The sequence below is a fragment of the Cupriavidus sp. SHE genome (assembly GCF_000812445.1).
GTDB classification, from domain to species: domain Bacteria; phylum Pseudomonadota; class Gammaproteobacteria; order Burkholderiales; family Burkholderiaceae; genus Cupriavidus; species Cupriavidus metallidurans.
Window position 1 is genome coordinate 26,313 of sequence record NZ_JWMB01000003.1, and the last position, 19,562, is coordinate 45,874.

The window sequence follows — 19,562 nt, forward strand, 5'->3', positions numbered from 1 at the left end:
GAGGTATAGCGTTGGAATTGAGACATTTGAGGTACTTCGTGGCCGTGGCCGAGGAGCGCAACTTCACGCGCGCCGCGGAGCGGCTCCATATCGCGCAGCCCCCGCTGTCGCGCCAGATCCAGCAACTGGAGGAGTCGCTGGGCGTGTTGCTGTTCGAGCGCAACTCCCGGCCGCTCAAGCTGACCGATACCGGGCGCTTCTTCTACACCCACGCCTTGCAACTGCTGGCGCAGACCACCGAACTTGAGGCGATGATGCGCCGGGTTGGCAAGATCGAGCGGGCGATGTCGATCGGCTTCGTGGGCTCCACGCTCTACGGCATGTTGCCGCGCATCATTCGCCGCTTCCGGACCGAACACGCCGAGATCGAACTGACGCTGCACGAGATGTCGACGATGGACCAGATCAAGGCACTCAAGGAAGGGCGCATCGATGTGGGCTTTGGCCGCATCCGGCACGAAGACCCGGCCGTCCGCCGTGTGGTGCTGCGCGAGGAACGCATGATTGTGGCCCTGCCGGTGGGGCATCCGCTGTCGATCGGCAGGAAGATGCTGGCGTTGCCGGATCTGCTCGAAGACACGCTGATCATCTTCCCAAAGGCGCCGCGCCCGAGTTTTGCCGACCAGGTGCTGGCGGCGTTTCACGACCGCGCGTTGCGTCCGGGCCGCATCCACGAGGTACGCGAGTTGCAGATCGCACTGGGGTTGGTGGCGATGGGCGAGGGTATCTCGGTGGTACCCAGCAGCGTTTACGGCCTCAAGCGTGACGATGTGACCTACGTTGAGCTTGATGATGCGAAGCTGGTGTCGCCGATCATCATGAGCATGCGCACACTGGACGAATCCGAGGATCTGCGTGCGATGCTGGACATGATCTACCGGCTCTACGAGGAAATCGGCATGGAGTACATTCCGCCGGCCCAGGAGTGACTACGCTTGCTGCAGGACCCATGCGACCGCGCGGGCCAGATATGGCGAGGTGTCGCCCGAGCGGTAGCTCATGATCACGGGTGAGACGAAGCCCGGGGCGTTGATCGGCACATAGCGCACATCGTCACGATGCAGGCGCTGCACCGAGGACGGCACAAGCGTGATACCTAGCCCGGCGGCGACGAGGCCGAGCGCGGTCTGCAGTTCGTTGGCCTCCTGCACCACGCGGGGCTGCAACCCTTGGCCGCGGAACAGCGACAGCACATGATCGGCGTAGCTTGGCCGTGGCCGGGCCGGATAGAGGATCAGCGGCTGTCGGGCCAGCGCGTCTGCGTCGAAAGGAGCGTTGGGGGTGGGCGCCGTGCCCGGGATTGCCGCCACCAGCGATTCGGCCATCACCACCTGCTGGACGATCGCCGGGTCGTTGAACGTGAGACGCCCGAAGGCCAGATCGATCCGCCCGGACTTGAGCGCTTCGAGTTGCTGCACCGTGATCATCTCAGTCAGGCCGACTTCCACCTGGCTATCGTCGCCACGCAGTTCGCGGATCAGCTCCGGCAGCACGCCGTACAGCACCGACGGCACGAAGCCAATGCCGAACCAGCGCTTTTCATTGCGGCCGATGCGCCGCGTGCTTTCCAGCGTCTCCTCCAGTCGCTGGGTCAGTTGCAGCGACTGCTCGAGCAGGAAACGGCCCGCTTCGGTCAGCCTCAGGCCCCGCCCGACACGATCGAACAACGCCACGCCGACTTCTTCCTCGAACTGGCGGATTTGCCGGGAAAGTGGCGGCTGTGCCATATGAAGCTTTTCGGCCGCCCGTGTCACGTTGAGTTCCTGGGCAACCGTCTGGAAGTAGCGGAGGTGGCGGAGTTCCATGGTGATGGTGATCGCGGTGGGTTCTTCCCCTCTCCCGCAGCAGGGAGAGGAGGAGAATCCTGGCATACCGAAAAGGTATGAAATGAGACATCTTCGGTCTTGGACGCCTGGCAAGTCAAGGTACATACTCCGTGCACGAGACTAATTTGCATGGAAAAGGTATGACAGCGGGTATGACAGCGACGATTTCTTCCATCGAGGCCATTCTGGTCGATCTGCCCACGATCCGGGCGCATCAGTTGGCCATGGCCACGATGCAGCAGCAGACGCTGGTGATCGTGCGGCTGCGCTGCAGCGACGGGATCGAGGGCATCGGTGAGGCCACGACCATCGGCGGCCTGTCATACGGCGACGAAAGTCCCGAGGGCATCAAGCTGACGATCGATACCTACCTGGCGCCGGCGCTGGTCGGCCAGGACGCCACCAATGTTCACGCCGCGATGGCGCGCCTGAACAAGGTCGCGCGCGGCAACCGGTTTGCCAAGTCGGCGCTGGAATCGGCCATGCTCGACGCGCAGGGCAAGCGTCTGGACGTGCCGCTGGCCACGCTGCTGGGTGGCGCGGTGCGCGACACGCTGCCGGTGCTCTGGACACTGGCCAGCGGCGATACCGCACGCGATATCGAGGAAGCCGAGCGCTTCCTGGGGGAACGCCGCCACAACACGTTCAAACTCAAGATCGGTCGCCGCAGCGTGCGTGAAGACGTGGCGCATGTCTCGGCGATCAAGCGCGCGCTGGGCGATCGCGCCCGCGTGACGGTAGACGTGAACCAGGCCTGGAACGAAGCCGATGCCGCCACCGGCATCGCCATGCTCGAAGCGGCCGGCATCGACCTGATCGAACAACCGACGCCGCGCGAGCAACGCACGGCGCTGGCGCGTCTGGCCGCCCGTTTCGTGGTGCCGATCATGGCCGACGAAGCCGTGACGGGCCCCGAGGATGCAATGGAACTGGCACGCCTGGGTGCCGCCGATGTGTTTGCGCTGAAGATCGCCAAGTCCGGTGGCATTTTCGGCATGTTGCGGACTGCGGCCGTGGGCGATGCGGCAGGTATCGCGCTCTACGGTGGCACGATGCTCGAAGGCAGCGTCGGCACGATCGCCGCGGCGCATGGCTTCTGCACGCTGCCGCAACTGGCGTGGGGCACGGAATTGTTCGGCCCGCTGCTGGTGAAGGACGATATCGTTGTCGAGCGCCCCGTGTTCAAGGACTTCTCGCTGCATCTGCCGCAGGGTCCGGGGCTGGGTCTGGCAATCGACGAAGACAAGCTTGCGCACTATCGTCGCAAGTCCGCCTGATTGGCTGATCGGCCCACCACCTAACCGCATCCTTCAAACACAAGGAGATCCCAATGCTGTTTCTCGTCAGGATGGACGTTCAGATTCCGCATGATTTGCCGGCTGCCGAGGCCGACGAGATCAAGGCACGCGAGAAGGCCTACTCACAAGACCTGCAGCGCCAGGGCAAATGGCAGGCGCTGTACCGCGTGGTGGGCGAGTACGCCAACTACAGCCTGTTCGACGTAGAGTCGAACGATGAACTGCACACGCTGCTGTCGGCGCTGCCGCTGTTCCCGTACATGAAGATCCACGTCACGCCACTGGCCAAGCACCCGTCGTCGATCCGCTGATCGGCGCGCTCACAAGAAGGAATGGAGACAATGAAGTCCTTGCTGCAACGGTCGAACGTTCTGTCGGCCGCTCTCGCCGCCACGATGCTGTTCGCGGCCGCCGCCCCCGCACATGCGGCCTATCCCGACCACCCGATCCGCTGGATCGTGCCGTTCCCGGCCGGCGGCGCGATGGACAACATCGCCCGCACGCTGGGCGAAGACATGTCGAAGACGCTTGGCCAGGCGATCGTGGTCGAAAACCGTCCCGGCGCGGGTGGAAACATCGGCGCCGAAATGGTGGCCCGCTCGCCGGCAGATGGCTACACGCTGATCATCGTCGCCAACGGCATGGCCGTGAATCCGGCGCTGTACGGCAAGCTCAGCTATGACCCAGTCAAGGATTTCGCGCCGGTGTCGCTGCTGGCCGTGGTGCCCAACGTGCTGGTGGCCAACAAGGCGAAGACGCCGGTCAAGACCGTGGCCGAAGTCATCGCGAGCGCCAAGGCCAAGCCGGGCAAGTACACGTATGCGTCGGCCGGCAACGGTACGTCGATTCACCTGGCAGGCGAACTGTTCACGTCGATGGCCCATGTGGACATGCTCCATATCCCGTACAAGGGATCGGGCCCAGCGATGACCGATCTGCTCGGTGGCCAGGTGGACTACATGTTCGACAGCATCACCTCGGCCAAGCCGCATATCGACAGCGGCAAGCTGACCGCGATCGCCGTCACCACCAGCAAGCGTTCGTCGGCATTGCCCAATGTACCGACGGTGGCCGAAGCGGGGCTGCCGGGCTATGAATTGTCGCCGTGGTTCGCGGCATTCGTGCCGGCCAAGACGCCGCAGCCCGTCATCGACACGCTGAACAAGGCCATGCTCGATGCCCTGAAGAAGCCGTCCGTGCAGCAGCGCCTGGCAGGCATCGGCGCCGAGCCGATCGGCAGCACGCCAGCCGCGCTGAAGGACCACCTGGCCAAGGAAACCGCCAAGTGGGGCACGCTCATTCGCGAGAAGGGCATTCATGCCGACTGAACCGACGTGCAGGCTCCATTACGTGATCGAGGGCGCCGCCGACAAGCCGGTGCTGGTGATGTCCAATTCGCTGGGCACCACGCTCGACATGTGGGGGCCGCAGATGGCGGCGCTGACCGCGCATTACCGGGTGCTGCGCTATGACACGCGCGGCCACGGGCGCTCAGCCTTGCCATCGTCGTCGTTCGGGATGCGCGAACTTGCTGAAGACGTGATCGCAATCATGGATCATGCCGGCATCGAGCGCGCGCACTTCTGCGGTCTGTCGATGGGCGGCATGACGGGAATGTACCTGGCGCGCCATCACGCGGGGCGTTTCGGACGTTTTGTGCTGGCGAACACCGCCGCGCTGATCGGCCCAGAGTCGGTGTGGAACACCCGGATCGAGACCGTGCGGCGCGATGGCATGGCGGCTATCGTCAACGGCGTGCTGGCTCGCTGGTTCACCGATCACTACGTGCTCACGCGTCGCGACGAGTACGAGCCGGTGCGGCGGATGCTGACGGGTACCAGCGCCGAAGGCTATGTTGCCAACTGCGCGGCCGTGCGCGACGCTGATCTGCGTGGATTGCTGCCGGGTGTTCAGGCGCCGGTGCTGGTGATTGCCGGCGAGCAGGACCTGGCCACTACCGCGGCCCAGGGCCAGGAGGTCGCCCGGGCGATTCCGGGCGCGGAGTATCTGGAGCTGGCTGCCGCTCACCTGTCCAACTGGGAACTGCCCGAGGCGTTTGGGAATGCCGTGATCGGATTCCTGCGGCAGAAGTAAACCGTCGCGTTTCGCCCCGCTTCCATATATGGGAGTGGGGCGAAAGACCGTACCGAAGACCGTACCCTTACGGAACGATCGTCAGGAACAGATACGCGGCGAAGATCACCATGTGCACCACGCCCTGGAGGATCGTGGTCCGTCCCATGCCCAGCGTCAGCGAGGCGACGATCATGGTCAGGAACAGCAGGACCATTTCCTTGGGGCCGAGCCCGAGTTCAAGCGGCCGGCTGAGCATGATGAACACGGCCGCCACGGTCGGAATCGTCAGGCCGATACTGGCCAGCGCGGAACCGAGCGCAAGGTTGAGGCTGGTCTGAATCCGGTCCGAACGTGCCGCGCGCAACGCGGCCAGCCCTTCAGGCAGCAGCACCAGCGCTGCAATCACCACACCCACCACGGCAGGAGGCAGCCCAGCACCCAATACGGCCGCTTCCACCGATGGGGACAGCAGCTTGGCCAGCGCCACCACGGCCACCAGGCAGACGACCAGCAGCACGCCACTGACTACCGCGACGCGCACCGGAGGCGGCGGCGCATGCTCGTTCTCGTCGCTGCTGCCTTCCACCAGGAAGTAGTCGCGGTGCCGCACCGTCTGCACGAACACGAAGCTGCCATAGAGCACCAGCGACATGGCGCCGGCGAAGGCGAGTTGCGACGGGGACAGCATGGGGCCCGGCGTTGAACTGGTGAAGTTGGGGAGCACCATGGTCAGGCCGAGCAGGGCAACCAGGATGGCCATCGCGGCATTGGCGCCGGGCGCCTGAAACGCCTGTTCGCGGTGATGCAGGCCGCCGACGAACAGGCAGACCCCGACGATCCCGTTGCAGATGATCATGACCGCCGCGAACACCGTGTCACGGGCGAGGCCGGCCTTTTCCGGCCCGGACGACAGCATCACCGACACGATCAGCGCCACTTCGATCACCGTCACGGCAATCGCAAGCACCAAGGTGCCGAATGGCTCGCCGACCTTGTGGGCGACGACCTCGGCATGGTGCACTGCGGAAAATACCGCGCCCGCCAGGGCCACGGCCATCACCGCGATCATCCACGACTGTCCCGTCAATAGAAGGCCCAGGCCGAACGCTGCCCAGGCAGCCAGCGGGGACCAGACGGTCCAAGCCGGCAGCTTGTTGGAAGTTGCCATCCCTTGTGTTCCTTTCTTTTTGTGGCGTGCAGAAGCACAGCGTGCACGCCAGACGGCGCGCGCGCAAGAGATATTCTGGCAACGAAGGGCGGCCACAGTTCCCGGCCGGGGCGAGTATCAGTCGCGCGGCAGTGGACGGGTAGCGGTGTCGAGTACTTCCGGGCCGGTGGCTGCTGGCTTGTTTCCCGGCGATTTCCTGGGCGGATCGAGGTTACTGTCCCGCAGGGCAGGATGATGGAGATAGATCCAGCGCGCGGCGATGATCACCGCGATGAGGAACGCAAGACCGTAACCGACAAAAGTGACCGAATTCATATTGTTCTGACCTGTTGGACAGCTCTGATGGCTGGTGCGGGCCAGTATGGTCAGGTACGGCTACATCCGACACCCTCACTCAGTAGGGCGCTCGCATCACCCATTTGGGCGATGGCGTCAGGTGGCGGAACCCTCGCCGGGGCCGTCCAGGTCTTTCGACGCGCGGGTCGTCTTTTCGGTTGCCACTCGCACAACGGGGTCTGGCGCGGCTGCCATGCCTTCCGCAGGGTAGAGACGCAGGAAGCTGCGGGCCAGTTCCGGGTTGCGACAATGCAGCCAGTTATCCCAGTCGGACGCCGGGACGATCACGATCGAGCGTTTTTCGGCGCCCGGCCGGTGCATCCGGCGCAACACTGGATGGGTCTCCGCGTTGACCGTGAGCATCGTGAAGGACAGTGTCTGGTCGGGCCACGTCCGCCAGAGCCCGGCGATGCCGAAGGCGGGGGCGTCGGGTAGCCAGATCTTCCAGCGCTCCGCCTTGCCCGGGTGCTCGGGCGTGCCGTCCTCGGGGTACGCATATTCGTAGAACGCGCTCGCGGGTACCAGGCAAAGCTGACCGTGCCGCCAGGCAGGCGCGAACGTGGGCTTTTCGCCGACGGTCTCGCTGCGTGCGTTGGTCGTATCGTAGCGGCGGCCACCGGGTGGGGTACGCTTGCGCGGCACCATGCCGAAGGTGGCCAATGCGCACTGTCGTGGTCCGTCCGGGGCGGCGTGGACGATCGGCGCGGCGTAGTCGGGCCAGGTTTCCTGCGGGTAGATCCCCGGAGGTGGCTCCACACCGAAGATTTCACGCAGGATTCGCTGCTGGACGGGGGCGTAGTTCGTGCACATGCGGGCGCTCCTGAGAGCCGGTCTGCCGCGTATCGTCCACGCTAAGGTGTCACGGGTCAATATGCGCGCGCCATACGCGTGGTGATGCGCGGTGATGCGGCGGGGCGCTTCCTATAATGCCTAGGCGGACGCGGGGACTTCCGCCGGATGTCCCCGGCCGACGCGCTACACGTGCTTGCAGGCAGGGGCACGCATCCCACCATCTCCACGCCAAATGGGGAGATTGACATCATGCATAGTAGCGAAGCGGTGCTGACGCTGGCACGAGCCGCGTTGGCTCATGTGCCATATCAAGGCCACCATCTCCATCCCACCATCAACCTGCGCCTGTCCGACGGCGCGCTGATTCTCGAAGGCGAAGTTGCCGATATTGTCGACAAGACCCGTACCGCGGCCCAGTTGCGGCGTGTGGACGGCGTCACGATGGTGATCGATCACCTGCGCATTGCCAACGGCGGCACACCGATTGGTGACGGCGAGGTACGTGCGGCGGTCTGCGAGCGACTGCGGAGCGCGATTGATTTCCGGAACTGCAAGATCTGCGCGCGGGTCAAGGGCCAGCTCGAGCCCGTGCGCGAAGCGGTGGGCGAGCGCAGCGGCTGGCTGGAGGTCTCCGTGCATGACGGCGCGGTCACGCTCAACGGGCAGGTGATCAGCCTGTCGCACATGCGGCTGGCCGGCGTGCTGGCCTGGTGGTCACGTGGCTGCCGCTGCGTGATCAATGACATCGTGATCGCGCCGGCCGAGGCCGATAGCGACGAGGAGATCTCCGAGGCATTGCGGCTGGTGCTGGAAACCGACCCGTTCGTCGACGCAGCTCGCATCAGTGTGCGTACGGATCGCCGTGTGGTGACGCTCGACGGCTACGCGTCCAGCGATGGCGCGCGCAGGCAAGTCGAACGGGACGCCTGGTATGTGCACGGCGTGGAAAACGTCATCAATCACATCGCCCTGAGCAGTTAACGGTTCCGGCGATTCATCGCGGGACACTTCACGTCTGCGGCGCGGCGCGGCCACGTCGCGCCGCCTGGCCTTCTACACGCCAGTAACGGCGGCGCGTGCGCAACGCAAAGCGCGTGCGGTACTCCGACATCGACATCTGCATGGCGCGCTGAAACAGCCGCCGGAACGCCGCGGCATCGCTGTAGCCGCACGCTTCGGCGATGGCCTGCGTGCCGTGCAGCGTGACTTCGAGCAACATGCGCGCGCGTTCCACGCGCAGCCGGTGCAGGTAGTCGAGCGGCGTCTGCCCGGTGACCTGCCGAAAATGGCGCAGCAGTGTCCGTTCGCTGACGGCTGCCGCCTCGGCCACGGCGCCAAGCCGGTAGGGCTCGTCGACGTGGGCCTGCAGCCAGCCAATGGCGCGATACACCGGGCTGTCCGTCGTTTTACCGAGCCAGCGCTGCGAGACCAGTTCCGGCACCCATTGCTGGCGTTCCTGTTGATAGAGCAGCAAGCGCGAGACAGTCTGCGCGAGGTCAGGGTCGTGCAGATGCCCCAGCACGCGCAGCATGAATTCGGTCAGCAGCGCCGGGGCGACGCAATGGAACACGCGTTCGTGCAGGCCTATCGGTTCGTCCGAGGACAGGTCGCAACCCGGGAATCGCTGTGCCAGCGAGCTTTGGAACATCCACGGCGCCCCGCATCGCGCGCCGTCGAGCAGGCCCAGCGCCAGCGGGTAAACCATGCCCGAGTAGATGGCCGCCAGCCAGCCGCCTGCGTCGACGTGACGCGCGATCGTGCGCTGCGTGAGGGTATCGTTCGTAACCATCTCGCTCAGATGCGGCGCGCTATGGGCCATCAGTCCGGGCACGATCATCAGCGTCCGGCCATGGCGCTGGCCACGCCGGGCGGGTACCGCCTGCAGGCCAGGCAGCGGCGCGGGCAGTGCCCGGCCATTGCCTCCGATGATTTCCCACGTCAGCAGATTCGATTCGCCAGGCCGCTGCAATTGGGCGACGCCGGCCGCCGTGCGCAGCACGTCGAGCGCGCCGAACAGCGTGCCGGGCATCGCATCGGGCAGCCATAGCAACTTGACGTGCAGCGGGTGATTGGACGTGGTAGCGGGATCGGCCATGCGTGGGGCGAGAAGGGGGAAAGAAGGGGGCAGAAGAAAGGGTATGGCGGGATCGGCTTTGGGAATGGCGATATTGAGCCTCCCCGCGAGATATCGCAAGGGCTACATTTGAGGCTTCCATCAGAACAGGAGACGTCATGCTGCTTTCCCTTCGCCACCTTGCCATCGCCGCTGCTGCTGCCGTGGTCTGCAATGCCGCCGTGGCTGCCGGCGCCGATACCGGGTTGCTCGATGCCGCGCGATCCGCCCAGCCGGCCGTGGTGCAGTCCCTCAAGGACATGGTGTCGATAGAGTCGGGCAGCGCCAATATCGAAGGGCTCGACCGCATGGCGGACTACACGTCGAAGCGGCTCCAGGCGTTGGGCGCCAAGGTGGAGCGTGTGCCGGCAAGCTCGGGCAAGAGCCCGATCGTCAAGGCGACGCTGACCGGTACGGGCAAGCACAAGATCATGTTGATCGCCCATATGGATACGGTCTATCCGGCCGGTATCCTCAAGACGCAGCCGATCCGTGAGGACGGCAACCGCCTCTACGGTCCCGGCATCGCCGACGACAAGGGCGGCATCGCGGTGATCCTGCATTCGCTGGAAATCCTCAAGGCGCAGGGATGGAAGGACTACGCGCAACTGACCGTGCTGTTCAACGCCGACGAGGAAGTCGGTTCGGGCGGATCGGGCGAAACGATTGCGGCGCTGGCCGATCAGCAGGACGTGGTGTTGTCCTGCGAGCCGAACGTGGCCAAGTCTGTCGCCAAGTCGGAGTCGCTGCTGCTGGGCGCTGCTGGCACGGCGACTGCGACGATGCAGGTCAAGGGCCGCTCGTCGCACGCCGGCGCGGCGCCGGAGCTGGGCCGCAACGCGCTGATCGAACTGGCCTATCAGTTGCAGCAGACGCGTGACGTGGCCAAGTCGGTGCCCGGCTCTCAACTGAACTGGACCATGGCCAAGGGCGGCGACGTAGGCAACCAGATCCCCGAGTTGGCCAGTGCGTATGGCGATGTGCGTGTCACGGCTAACGGCGCCGCGCAGAAGCTGCAGACCGCGCTGCAGGAGAAGGTCAACGCGGGCCACCTGGTTCCCGATACGCAGACCACGGTGACGATGGAAGAGGGCCGCCCCGCCTACGTGGCCGACGCCCGCGCGAAGGAACTGGCCAAACGCGCGCAGCAGGTCTATGCGGAACTCGACGGCCGCTCGCTGCTGTTGATCCCCGGGACGGGTGGCGGCACGGACGCTGGCTATGCGGGGCGCTCGGGCAAGGCGGTGGTGCTGGAGAGCTTCGGCCTGTCTGGCTTCGGGTACCACGCTCGCGACGAATACGTGGAACTCGATTCGATCGTGCCCCGTCTGTATCTGATGACGCGGATGCTGCAGGAAATCGGAAAGAACTAAGCGTATCGAATGCTGCGGCAAGATTCCCTCTCCCGTGCTAACGGGAGAGGGAACAAGCAGGCGGCGACAACTACGCTGCCACCGCCTGCGGGGCCGCGCCGAAATGCGGATGGCGCGAGAACAGTTCCGCTGCCCAGTTCACGAAGACCCGCACCTTGGCCGACAGGTGCCGGTTCTGCGGGTACATCGCAGAGATCGGCAATTCGTCCGTCTGCCAGTCGCTCATCACCTCGACCAACCGGCCGCTGTTGACATAGGGTTCGGCCATCGCGCGCGAGATGCGGGCGATGCCATGGCCTTCAAGCGCGCAGGCCATGTAGACATCGGCATCGTTGGTCGAAATGGCCGATGGCAGCAACACCTCGGTGCGTTCGCCGCCGCGCGACAGCGGCCAGGGCATTTCACGGCCGGTGCGGTTGGACAGGAAGTTGACCGCCTTGTGCTGTGCCAGCTCGGTCAGATTCTGCGGCGTGCCAACGCGACGCAAATAGATCGGCGACGCATAGAACGCCAGCTTCAACTGACCGATACGTCGCGCCACCATCGACTCGTCGAGCGCGCCCACGCGCAGCACCACGTCCACGCCTTCCTTGAGCAGATCGATCGGCTTGCCATTGATGGTCAGCTCGAGCTTCAGGTCGGGATAGGCTTTGAAGAAGTCGTGCAGGTGCGGCAGCAGCACCATCTGCGCGAGCCCGCTCGTGGTGTCGACGCATAGCGTGCCGCGCGGCGAGTTGTTGTGCCGCGTGAGCGATTGTTCCGCTTCCTCGACGTCGGCCAGGATACGGACGCAGCGTTCGTAATAGGCAGCGCCATCGGTTGTCACGCTGATGCGGCGCGTTGTCCGATGCAGCAGTTTGACGCCCAGATGGGTTTCCAGATTCTGGATCAGGCGGGTGAGCGTGGCCTTTGGCAGGTCTAAAGACTCCGCCGCACGCGCAAAGCTGCCGACATCCACCACCCGCGTGAATGCCTGCATGGAAACAAGACGATCCATGATTGAGAAGCTTTCGAAAGAAGTACGAGCTAGCTTGCGTTCAGAAGGATGTCTGGCGGGAATGGGTCCGCTGCATGTCAAGTGCGCGGCCTGGGTTTGCTGCCGGCGGTCCGCCAGTGGAGGCCGGAGCGGGGACGGGTGGAGCCTGGGGGCGTGGTGGACGCGCATGTTTCCCCAAACTGCGCGGCACCAAAGGACCGGAGTGAATCACATTTTGGGTGACCTTGCCAAGCATGTGGTTTCACTTCAGCGATTATTCCAACTCAGAAATAGTGCGTTGGCAATAGCTCGCTTTATCCCATCATCGTCAATCACCATAATTCGGTGCATCGCAACACAGTATCGACGACCCATGCCGGTCGCCTGAACGCCATGACCAAGACCACCACAGCCCGTAGTTCCGCCGTGCAACCGGCCGCAGAACAGGGCGAACCGTACGTGGTGCAGCATATGGTCGTCAGTGGCGATCGGGAGATCAAGGTCTGCGTGTGTTACCCCGCAGGTTATTGGCCGTTGAGCGCAGGCTCGGCAACCTTGCCATGGCTGGTGTATCTCCATGCCGGTGGTTTTGTCGAAGGTGACGTCGAGGCAGCCAAGGAACTGGCGCGGGATCTGGCGGAGTCGGTCCCGGCCGTGGTGGTGACCCCGGGCTACTCGCTGGCGCCCGAAAATCCGTTCCCGGCCGCGCCCGAGGACGCCGTGGCCACGGTGACGTGGGTACTGAAGCAGGCGAAGAAGCTCAAGGTCGACAAGCTGCGCTTCGCGCTGGTCGGCGAAGAGGCCGGCGGCAACCTGGCGATTGCCACGGCGCAGATGCTGCGGGATCGCGGCCTGCCGCAGCCGGCGGGCCAGTGGCTGATCCGCCCCGTTACGGACCCGTGCCTGTCGGCGATGTCTTCGACGCGTCAGGTGCCGATGGAAATGCTGCGCCGGCTGGCCTGCAACTATCGCGAATATCTGCCGACGCCGGCTGACAGCGTGCATCCATATGCGGCGCCGGCACTGGCATCGCGGATGTCCGGCCTGCCTGCCACGCTGGTGCAGGTAGCGGAACAAGACGCCTTGCGTGCCGAAGGAGAAGCCTTCGCCGCGAAGCTGGCCAAGGCCGGGATATCGGCCAGGGCCCTGATCATGCCCGGCGCCTGTGGCGACGGGGTGGAACAGTCCCATGAGAAGTGTCAGGCATGGGTCGAAGAAGGTGCGCGGTTCTTGCGCGATTGTTTCGCCAAGACCGACGACGCCTCGTAACCGGTCCGAACACCGGCCGATACCGGGAGCATGACGGTATCGGATTCAACGGCCAGCGCCGTTTGAGGCTGGCAGCAGCAATCCCGTCCTGACCGGACGGGAACACCCCCGTATTCCCAATTTCCGGGCCACTCGGCCCGGCGGGCGGCGTTCGGCCTCGATTTTTTGCTTTTCCAGTTGAAGAAACCCGACGAATCACGGAGTGAATAAAAATGAATCAACAGTCTCGACGCACGCTGATTGCGATTGCCATCGTGGCGATCCTGGGCACCGGCGTGGCAACCTCGGTTCTGCGTCCCTGGCACGGCGGGGAAGCACAGGCCAATACCCCGCCGCCGGCACCGGCGGTGGAAGTGTCCGCGGCGGTCGGCAAGACCATCACCGAATGGGATGAATTTTCCGGCCGCATCGAAGCGGTGGACCGCGTGGAGATCCGTCCGCGCGTTTCCGGCACGATCGAAACCGTGCATTTCCGCGAGGGCTCGATCGTGAAGAAGGGCGATCCGCTGTTCACGATCGATCCGCGTCCGTATGCAGCCGAAGTGGCACGCGCCGAAGCGGCTTTGGCGGCGGCGCAGGTACGCGCATCGCTTGCGCAGACCGAGAAAGCCCGCGCCCAGCGCCTGCTGGACGACAACGCGATCTCGCGTCGCGAGTTCGACGAGCGGATCAACGCCGCCAGCGAGATGTCGGCCGACGTGCGCGGCGCGCAGGCGGCGCTGGAAGTGGCGAAGCTGAACCTGAGCTACACGCGTATCGTCGCGCCGGTCTCGGGCAAGGTGTCGCGTGCCGAAATCACGGTGGGCAACCTGGTGGCCGCCGGCGCGGCGTCTCCGGCGCTGACCACGGTGGTGTCCGTGTCGCCGGTGTATGCGAGCTTCGACGTCGACGAACAGAGCTACCTGCGCTACACGGCGCCGGGCGCCAGCGGCGGCAAGAATGATCTGCCGGTGTTCCTGGGGCTGGCCAACGAGGACAACACTCCGCACGAAGGCAAGATCCACTCGGTGGACAACCGGCTGGATACGCGCAGCGGCACGATCCGCGTGCGGGCGATCTTCGCAAATGAAGATGGCCGCCTGCTGCCGGGCCTGTACGCGAAGATCAAGCTCGGTGGCGGCACGCCGCATCCGGCCGTGCTGATCAACGATCGCGCCATCGGCACGGACCAGGGCAAGAAGTTCGTGCTCGTGGTGGATCAGGCCAACAAGCTTACGTATCGCGAAGTCGAACTCGGGCCGACGTATGAAGGGCTGCGTGTGATCCGCAAGGGCTTGAAGCCGGGCGAGAGCATCGTCGTCAATGGCCTGATGCGTGTGCGGCCAGGCGACACCGTTGCGCCGAAGCCGGTATCGATGGCCTTCCGCAGCGAGCTCGAGCCGCGAGGCAACGCGCCGGACCGCAAGCAGGCAGCGGAAGAGAAGGCCGAGAAGCCCAACGTGAGCTAAGCAACCCAGTCTAGCCAGACACAGACAATTTCCCCCCCTTCGTGGCATCGAATGGCGTCCGCTTGCGAGCGGACCGTCAGGGGGGGCTGTTTTCGCCGAGACCAAGATGAATCTCTCGAAATTCTTTATCGACCGCCCCATTTTTGCGGGTGTGCTATCGGTGCTGATCTTCCTGATCGGCGCCATATCGATGTTCAAGTTGCCGATCTCGGAGTACCCGGAAGTGGTGCCGCCGTCGGTGGTGGTGCGCGCGCAGTTCCCGGGCGCCAACCCGAAGGTGATCGCCGAGACCGTGGCCACGCCACTGGAAGAGCAGATCAACGGCGTCGAGGACATGCTCTACATGAACTCGCAGGCCAACAGCGACGGCACGCTGACGCTGACAGTGACCTTCAAGCTGGGCACGGACCCGGACAAGGCCCAGCAGCTCGTGCAGAACCGCGTCTCGCAGGCCGAGCCGCGCCTGCCCGAGGACGTGCGCCGCCTGGGCATCACCACGGTCAAGAGCTCGCCTGACCTGACCATGGTGGTGCACCTGGTCTCGCCGAACAATCGCTATGACATGACGTATCTGCGCAACTACGCGCTGATCAACGTAAAGGACCGCCTGGCGCGTATCCAGGGCGTCGGTCAGGTGCAGATGTTCGGCTCGGGCGACTACTCGATGCGTGTGTGGCTGAACCCCGACAAGATCGCCGAGCGTCATCTGGCGGCCTCGGACGTGGTCAAGGCCATCCGCGAGCAGAACGTGCAGGTGGCTGCCGGCGTGATCGGACAATCGCCCTCGCTGCCGGGCACCGATCTGCAACTGTCGGTCAACGCGCAGGGCCGCCTGCAGACGGTGGAGGAGTTTGGCGACATCATCGTCAACACCTCGCCGGACGGCGCGGTGACGTACCTCAAGGACATCGCCCGCGTCGAGCTGGGTGCCTCCGAGTACGCACTGCGTTCGCTGCTCGACAACAAGTCCGCCGTGGCGCTGCCGATCTTCCAGGCGCCGGGTTCGAACGCGATCCAGATCTCGGACGATGTGCGCAAGACGATGGCCGAGCTGAAAGCGAACATGCCGGAGGGCGTGGACTACAGCATCGTTTATGACCCGACCCAGTTCGTGCGCCACAGTATCGAGGCGGTGACGCACACGCTGTTCGAGGCCATCGCGCTGGTGGTGCTGGTGGTGATCCTGTTCCTGCAGACCTGGCGCGCGTCGATCATTCCGCTGCTGGCCGTGCCGGTGTCGATCGTCGGCACGTTCGGGCTGATGCACGCGTTCGGGTTCTCGATCAACGCGCTGAGCCTGTTCGGTCTGGTGTTGGCGATCGGTATCGTGGTGGACGATGCGATCGTGGTGGTGGAGAACGTCGAGCGCAATATCGAGGAAGGGTTGTCGCCGAAGGAAGCCACGTACAAGGCCATGCGCGAAGTAAGCGGCCCGATCATCGCCATCGCGCTGACGCTGATCGCCGTGTTCGTGCCGCTGGCATTCATGACTGGCCTGACCGGACAGTTCTACAAGCAGTTCGCGCTGACGATCTCGATCTCGACGATCATCTCGGCGTTCAACTCGCTGACGCTTTCGCCCGCGCTGTCCGCGCTGCTGCTCAAGAGCCACGACGCGCCGAAGGATTGGCTGACGCGCGCCATGGACAAGGTGCTCGGCAAGTTCTTCGTCCGCTTCAACCAGTTCTTCCGCCGCAGCTCGGACAACTATGGCCGGGGCGTGAAGGGCGTGATTCGCCGCAAGGGCTCGGTGTTCGGCGTGTACGCGCTGATGCTGGTGGCAACCTGGGGCGTGTTCCAGATGGTGCCGAAGGGCTTCGTGCCGGCGCAGGACAAGCAGTACCTGGTGAGCTTCGCCAAGCTGCCTGACGGCGCGACGCTGGATCGCACGGAAGACGTGATCCGCCGCATGTCGGATATCGCGCTCAAGCATCCGGGCGTGGAGTCGGCGGTGGCATTCCCGGGCCTGTCGATCAACGGCTTCACCAACAGCCCGAGCGCCGGCATCGTGTTCGTCACGCTCGATCCGTTCGACAAGCGCAAGAGCAAGGAGCTGTCTGGCAATGCGATCGCGGCCGATCTGAACAAGCAGTACGGCTCGATCCAGGACGCCTTCATCGCGGTGTTCCCGCCGCCGCCGGTGCAGGGCCTGGGTACGATCGGCGGTTTCAAGATGATGATCGAGGACCGCGCCGCGCTGGGCTATGACGAACTGTTCAATGCGACCAACGCGTTCATGACCAAGGCGCGCGCCACGCCCGAACTGGCCGGCATCTTCAGCAACTATCAGGTGAACGTGCCGCAGCTCGACGTGAAACTGGACCGCACCAAGGCCAAGCAACTCGGCGTGCCCGTGACCGACGTCTTCGACACGCTCCAGACCTACCTCGGCTCGGCGTACGTCAACGACTTCAACAAGTTTGGTCGCACATACCAGGTGAAGGTGCAGGCCGATGCGCAGTTCCGCCAGCATGCGGAGGACATCCTGCAGCTGAAGACGCGCAACGTGAGTGGTGAGATGGTGCCGCTGTCGTCGCTGGTGCAGGTCAAGCAGAGCTTCGGCCCCGACAGCGTGATCCGCTACAACGGCTTCACGGCTGCCGATATGAATGGTGGTCCGGCTCCTGGCTTCTCGTCGGGCCAGGCGCAGGCCGCCGCCGAGCGGATCGCCGCGGAGACGCTGCCCAAGGGTATCGCCTTCGAGTGGACCGAGCTGACGTATCAGGACATCCTGGCCGGCAATGCGGGCGTCTGGATCTTCCCGCTGTGCGTGTTGCTGGTGTTCCTGGTGCTGGCAGCCCAGTACGAAAGCCTGACGTTGCCGCTGGCGGTGATCCTGATCGTGCCGCTGAGCCTGCTGGCCGCCATGACTGGTGTGTGGCTGACCCGTGGCGATAACAACATCTTCACGCAGATCGGTTTCATTGTGCTGGTGGGGCTATCCGCGAAGAACGCGATCCTGATCGTCGAGTTCGCGCGTGAACTGGAGCATCACGGCCGTACCGTGGTACAGGCCGCGATCGAGGCCAGCCGCCTGCGTCTGCGCCCGATCCTGATGACGTCGTTCGCATTCATCATGGGTGTGGTGCCGCTGGTGGTGTCCACCGGCGCCGGCGCGGAAATGCGCCACGCGATGGGCGTGGCCGTGTTCGCGGGGATGCTGGGGGTAACGTTCTTCGGCCTGTTCCTGACGCCGGTCTTCTATGTGGCGCTGCGTTTGCTGGCCACGCGAGGCCAACGCCAGAAGGTGGCTGAGCAGCCTGCATCGGCGTCGCAGGCGGTGGCATCGGCAGAATAAGGGTGAACAACATGAATAACGCAATGAAGCTGGTCCTGCCAAAGCTGGGTATGCTGGCCGCCGCGCTGGTGCTGGCGGGCTGCTCGCTGGCGCCGACCTACAAGGTGCCTGAGACGCCCACCGCGTCGACGTTCAAGGAAGCCGAGGCCGCTGCTGCAGAAGGCGCGCAGTGGAAGACCGCGACGCCGGCCGAAGGCCAGCATCGCGGTGAATGGTGGAAGGTCTTCGGCGATGCCGATCTCGATCGTCTGATCGACGCGGCCAACGCCTACAACCAGGACCTCGCTGCAGCCGCGGCGCGTCTGAAGCAGGCACGTGCCTTCACGGGCGCGACCGAGGCGGACCTGTATCCGCAATTGAGCGCGGGGTTCAGCCCGACGCGCGCGCAGCCCTCGGCAGCCTCGCAAGGCTTGCCCGATGGCACGCGGGTGTCGCCGCAGACCGTGTACCAGGCGCGTCTGATCGCCAACTACGAGCTTGATCTCTTCGGCCGCGTGGCCAACAGCGTCAATGCAGCACGCGCCGACGAGCAGGGCGCCGAAGACCTGTACCGCTCGGTGCAGCTCGCGCTGCAGGCCGATACGGCGCAGGCGTACTTCGCGCTGCGCACGCTCGATAGCGACCGCGATCTGCTCAACGCGACGATCAAGCTGCGCGAGGACGCGCTGACGCTGCTGCGCAAGCGCTACGAGGCCGGCGAAACCACCGATCTCGATCCGGCCCGCGCCGAGGCCGAGCTTGGCACCGCCCGCGCTGATCTGGCTGGCATCGAGCGGCGTCGTGCCAACCAGGAGCACGCGCTGGCCGTCCTGACCGGGGTGTCGCCGTCGCAGTTCGCGCTGGCGGCGCGACCGTTTGACACGCCGCCGGTTGCGGTTCCCGCCGGCTTGCCGTCGGAACTGCTCGAACGTCGCCCCGATATCGCCGCGGCGGAACGCCAGATGGCGGCCGCCAACGCGCGGATTGGTGTGGCAAAGGCGGCGTTCTTCCCACGCATCTCGCTGACAGCGCTGTTCGGCTTCGAGTCGTCAGATATCTCGAACCTGTTCAAGTGGTCGTCACGCGCATGGTTGCTTGGGCCGCTGGTGGGTTCCACCGTCGCCCAGACCGTGTTCGACGGTGGCCGCAACAGCTCGAACCTGGCCGGCGCGCGCGCGGCGCACGAGGAAAGTGTGGCGCGTTATCGCCAGACCGTGCTGGTGGCGTTCCGCGAGGTCGAGGACAGCCTGGCCGACGTACGCTGGTTCAGCCAGCAGGGCGCGGCGCTCGACAGTGCATTGGCCGGCGCGAAGCGCGCGCAGCGCACTTCGCGCAGCCGCTATGACGCGGGCGCGGTGGACTACCTCACCGTGATCGATGCGGACCGCACGGTGCTGCAATCGCAACGCGATGCCAATGCGGTGGCCGGGCTGCGGGCGGCGGCAACGGTGTCGCTCGTGCGTAGCCTTGGTGGCGGTTGGGGCCCTCTGCCGGAGAATGTGGCGAAGAACTGAGAGCCGTACGCCGCAAGTAACATTTGGCGGCAATTTCACGCTGGCGTGGCGTTTCCGGAGCACTACACTGGAAACGTCGCGCCAGCTTTCGTTTGG

General features: G+C 64.8%; 17 protein-coding genes. 11 read left to right on the forward strand and 6 right to left on the reverse strand.

Annotation, left to right across the window (positions count from 1 at the left end):
- Window positions 1–11 precede the first annotated feature (11 nt).
- The gene (locus RN01_RS01055) at window positions 12–929 is read left to right on the forward strand and encodes a LysR family transcriptional regulator (protein ID WP_011519301.1); all 918 of its coding nucleotides are present in this window, start codon (window positions 12–14) and stop codon (window positions 927–929) included.
- Here the strand turns inward: RN01_RS01055 and RN01_RS01060 are convergent, their stop codons facing one another.
- Entirely contained in the window at window positions 930–1,805 is an 876-nt protein-coding gene (locus RN01_RS01060) for a LysR family transcriptional regulator (RefSeq protein ID WP_024570185.1), read from the reverse strand.
- Between the two features lie 173 nt (window positions 1,806–1,978).
- Between RN01_RS01060 and RN01_RS01065 the strand changes: the two genes are divergently transcribed.
- Genes RN01_RS01065 through pcaD form a run of 4 tightly spaced genes read left to right on the forward strand, consistent with a single transcriptional unit; the run spans window position 1,979 to window position 5,218 of the window.
- Window positions 1,979–3,103, forward strand: coding sequence for a muconate/chloromuconate family cycloisomerase (locus RN01_RS01065; RefSeq protein ID WP_008641478.1), 1,125 nt, complete (start codon window positions 1,979–1,981; stop codon window positions 3,101–3,103).
- A 53-nt stretch (window positions 3,104–3,156) separates the two neighbouring features.
- On the forward strand, window positions 3,157–3,435 hold the full coding sequence (gene catC, locus RN01_RS01070) for a muconolactone Delta-isomerase (protein ID WP_008641477.1): 279 nt from the start codon (window positions 3,157–3,159) through the stop codon (window positions 3,433–3,435).
- Window positions 3,436–3,465: 30 nt separating this feature from the next.
- The gene (locus RN01_RS01075; protein WP_024570186.1) at window positions 3,466–4,452 is read left to right on the forward strand and encodes a tripartite tricarboxylate transporter substrate binding protein; all 987 of its coding nucleotides are present in this window, start codon (window positions 3,466–3,468) and stop codon (window positions 4,450–4,452) included.
- Complete coding sequence (pcaD, locus tag RN01_RS01080) at window positions 4,442–5,218, forward strand: 3-oxoadipate enol-lactonase (RefSeq protein WP_008641467.1); 777 nt, start codon at window positions 4,442–4,444, stop codon at window positions 5,216–5,218. The genes RN01_RS01075 and pcaD overlap by 11 nt, the downstream gene beginning before the upstream one ends.
- 67 nt (window positions 5,219–5,285) lie before the next feature.
- On the opposite strand, the gene RN01_RS01085 is transcribed toward pcaD, so the two are convergent.
- From RN01_RS01085 to RN01_RS01095, 3 genes are all read right to left on the reverse strand, one after another.
- A complete protein-coding gene (locus RN01_RS01085; protein WP_008641465.1) occupies window positions 5,286–6,368 on the reverse strand; it encodes a calcium:proton antiporter in 1,083 nt (360 codons plus the stop codon).
- A 117-nt stretch (window positions 6,369–6,485) separates the two neighbouring features.
- Window positions 6,486–6,683, reverse strand: coding sequence for a hypothetical protein (locus tag RN01_RS01090; RefSeq protein ID WP_008641463.1), 198 nt, complete (start codon window positions 6,681–6,683; stop codon window positions 6,486–6,488).
- Window positions 6,684–6,800: 117 nt separating this feature from the next.
- On the reverse strand, window positions 6,801–7,514 hold the full coding sequence (locus tag RN01_RS01095; RefSeq protein ID WP_017511241.1) for an SOS response-associated peptidase: 714 nt from the start codon (window positions 7,512–7,514) through the stop codon (window positions 6,801–6,803).
- 231 nt (window positions 7,515–7,745) lie between these two features.
- Here RN01_RS01095 and RN01_RS01100 point away from each other — a divergent pair, with 231 nt between their 5' ends.
- The gene (locus RN01_RS01100; RefSeq protein ID WP_017511240.1) at window positions 7,746–8,477 is read left to right on the forward strand and encodes a BON domain-containing protein; all 732 of its coding nucleotides are present in this window, start codon (window positions 7,746–7,748) and stop codon (window positions 8,475–8,477) included.
- Window positions 8,478–8,505: 28 nt separating this feature from the next.
- Here the strand turns inward: RN01_RS01100 and RN01_RS01105 are convergent, their stop codons facing one another.
- Complete coding sequence (locus tag RN01_RS01105) at window positions 8,506–9,591, reverse strand: GlxA family transcriptional regulator (protein WP_017511239.1); 1,086 nt, start codon at window positions 9,589–9,591, stop codon at window positions 8,506–8,508.
- Window positions 9,592–9,728: 137 nt separating this feature from the next.
- On the opposite strand from RN01_RS01105, the gene RN01_RS01110 reads away from it, so the two are divergent.
- Window positions 9,729–10,982, forward strand: a complete 1,254-nt coding sequence (locus RN01_RS01110; RefSeq protein WP_017511238.1) for a M20/M25/M40 family metallo-hydrolase — start codon at window positions 9,729–9,731, stop codon at window positions 10,980–10,982.
- Window positions 10,983–11,052: 70 nt separating this feature from the next.
- On the opposite strand, the gene RN01_RS01115 is transcribed toward RN01_RS01110, so the two are convergent.
- On the reverse strand, window positions 11,053–11,979 hold the full coding sequence (locus RN01_RS01115) for a LysR family transcriptional regulator (RefSeq protein ID WP_008641456.1): 927 nt from the start codon (window positions 11,977–11,979) through the stop codon (window positions 11,053–11,055).
- A 372-nt stretch (window positions 11,980–12,351) separates the two neighbouring features.
- On the opposite strand from RN01_RS01115, the gene RN01_RS01120 reads away from it, so the two are divergent.
- From RN01_RS01120 to RN01_RS01135, 4 genes are all read left to right on the forward strand, one after another.
- Window positions 12,352–13,227 carry an alpha/beta hydrolase gene (locus RN01_RS01120; protein ID WP_017511236.1) on the forward strand — a complete coding sequence of 292 codons (876 nt, stop codon included), beginning with the start codon at window positions 12,352–12,354 and terminating at the stop codon, window positions 13,225–13,227.
- 212 nt (window positions 13,228–13,439) lie between these two features.
- Window positions 13,440–14,675: an efflux RND transporter periplasmic adaptor subunit gene (locus tag RN01_RS01125; protein WP_011519289.1), complete on the forward strand. Its 1,236-nt coding sequence runs from the start codon at window positions 13,440–13,442 to the stop codon at window positions 14,673–14,675.
- 106 nt (window positions 14,676–14,781) lie between these two features.
- Window positions 14,782–17,973, forward strand: a complete 3,192-nt coding sequence (locus RN01_RS01130) for an efflux RND transporter permease subunit (protein WP_017511235.1) — start codon at window positions 14,782–14,784, stop codon at window positions 17,971–17,973.
- 11 nt (window positions 17,974–17,984) lie between these two features.
- Window positions 17,985–19,466 (forward strand): efflux transporter outer membrane subunit, encoded by a 1,482-nt coding sequence (locus RN01_RS01135; RefSeq protein WP_011519287.1) that lies wholly within the window; start codon window positions 17,985–17,987, stop codon window positions 19,464–19,466.
- The last annotated feature ends 96 nt before the right edge of the window (window positions 19,467–19,562 follow it).

Bases quoted from the DNA above. Each gene is read 5' to 3' on its own strand.
- RN01_RS01060 (WP_024570185.1), bottom strand. From the start codon at position 1,805: ATGGAACTCCGCCACCTCCGCTACTTCCAGACGGTTGCCCAGGAACTC.
- RN01_RS01065 (WP_008641478.1), top strand. From the start codon at position 1,979: ATGACAGCGACGATTTCTTCCATCGAGGCCATTCTGGTCGATCTGCCC.
- catC (WP_008641477.1), top strand. From the start codon at position 3,157: ATGCTGTTTCTCGTCAGGATGGACGTTCAGATTCCGCATGATTTGCCG.
- RN01_RS01075 (WP_024570186.1), top strand. From the start codon at position 3,466: ATGAAGTCCTTGCTGCAACGGTCGAACGTTCTGTCGGCCGCTCTCGCC.
- pcaD (WP_008641467.1), top strand. From the start codon at position 4,442: ATGCCGACTGAACCGACGTGCAGGCTCCATTACGTGATCGAGGGCGCC.
- RN01_RS01085 (WP_008641465.1), bottom strand. From the start codon at position 6,368: ATGGCAACTTCCAACAAGCTGCCGGCTTGGACCGTCTGGTCCCCGCTG.
- RN01_RS01090 (WP_008641463.1), bottom strand. From the start codon at position 6,683: ATGAATTCGGTCACTTTTGTCGGTTACGGTCTTGCGTTCCTCATCGCG.
- RN01_RS01095 (WP_017511241.1), bottom strand. From the start codon at position 7,514: ATGTGCACGAACTACGCCCCCGTCCAGCAGCGAATCCTGCGTGAAATC.
- RN01_RS01100 (WP_017511240.1), top strand. From the start codon at position 7,746: ATGCATAGTAGCGAAGCGGTGCTGACGCTGGCACGAGCCGCGTTGGCT.
- RN01_RS01105 (WP_017511239.1), bottom strand. From the start codon at position 9,591: ATGGCCGATCCCGCTACCACGTCCAATCACCCGCTGCACGTCAAGTTG.
- RN01_RS01110 (WP_017511238.1), top strand. From the start codon at position 9,729: ATGCTGCTTTCCCTTCGCCACCTTGCCATCGCCGCTGCTGCTGCCGTG.
- RN01_RS01115 (WP_008641456.1), bottom strand. From the start codon at position 11,979: ATGGATCGTCTTGTTTCCATGCAGGCATTCACGCGGGTGGTGGATGTC.
- RN01_RS01120 (WP_017511236.1), top strand. From the start codon at position 12,352: ATGACCAAGACCACCACAGCCCGTAGTTCCGCCGTGCAACCGGCCGCA.
- RN01_RS01125 (WP_011519289.1), top strand. From the start codon at position 13,440: ATGAATCAACAGTCTCGACGCACGCTGATTGCGATTGCCATCGTGGCG.
- RN01_RS01130 (WP_017511235.1), top strand. From the start codon at position 14,782: ATGAATCTCTCGAAATTCTTTATCGACCGCCCCATTTTTGCGGGTGTG.
- RN01_RS01135 (WP_011519287.1), top strand. From the start codon at position 17,985: ATGAATAACGCAATGAAGCTGGTCCTGCCAAAGCTGGGTATGCTGGCC.